Annotated in this window: 2 pseudogenes; one reads left to right on the top strand and one right to left on the bottom strand. The window is 70.7% G+C overall.

Annotated elements, in window-relative coordinates:
* Positions 1 to 190, top strand: a pseudogene (locus ACLZOT_RS49830) (MBL fold metallo-hydrolase); the annotation flags it as partial.
* A 137-nt stretch (positions 191 to 327) separates the two neighbouring features.
* Here ACLZOT_RS49830 and ACLZOT_RS49825 read toward each other — a convergent pair.
* Positions 328 to 512, bottom strand: a pseudogene (locus ACLZOT_RS49825) (hypothetical protein); the annotation flags it as partial.

Here is a 512-nt window from a genome sequence, read left to right as displayed (position 1 = left end):
CAGGGCCGCCGAGGGCCTGGTGGTCCTGACGCATCTGTGGTGGACCGCCGAGGGCCCGGCCGACGACCCCTTCGCCCCCGACCGCGAGCAGCTGCGGGCGGCCAGGGAGAAGGTCCTGGCCCTCGGCCCGGCGCTGATCGTGCCGGGACACGGGGCACCGTTCGTGCCTTCGTCCTCGACACCTGTCTAGGCTCGGCCGCCGGCCTCAAACCCATAAACGCCTGGGCGAAGCCGAGCTGATCCCTGCTCGCGATCCTGTGCGACTGGGGCGTCCCGCGACGGCGAACGTCGAGCTCGGGCCATCCAGGTCTGATCGCAACCGGTGCCCTACCAGCCCATGTCCTTGGCGACCTCTTCCTGGGCCGCGGCGATCTCCGCCTCGGTGGATTCGATGACGTCCACCTCTTCCGAACGTGTCAGCAGGTCTGCGAGAGCCTGCTTCTGCGCCGGGTGCGTGATCGGCACGGCACGGTGTCCAGGTCGGTGCTCGCCCTGCCCGGCGGCTGGTTCGC

It is taken from the genome of Streptomyces sp. 4F14 (genome assembly GCF_048159485.1).
Lineage (GTDB): Bacteria > Actinomycetota > Actinomycetes > Streptomycetales > Streptomycetaceae > Streptomyces.
The sequence above is the reverse complement of the archived record's forward strand: the minus strand, read 5'-3'. Positions and strand labels throughout refer to the sequence as shown.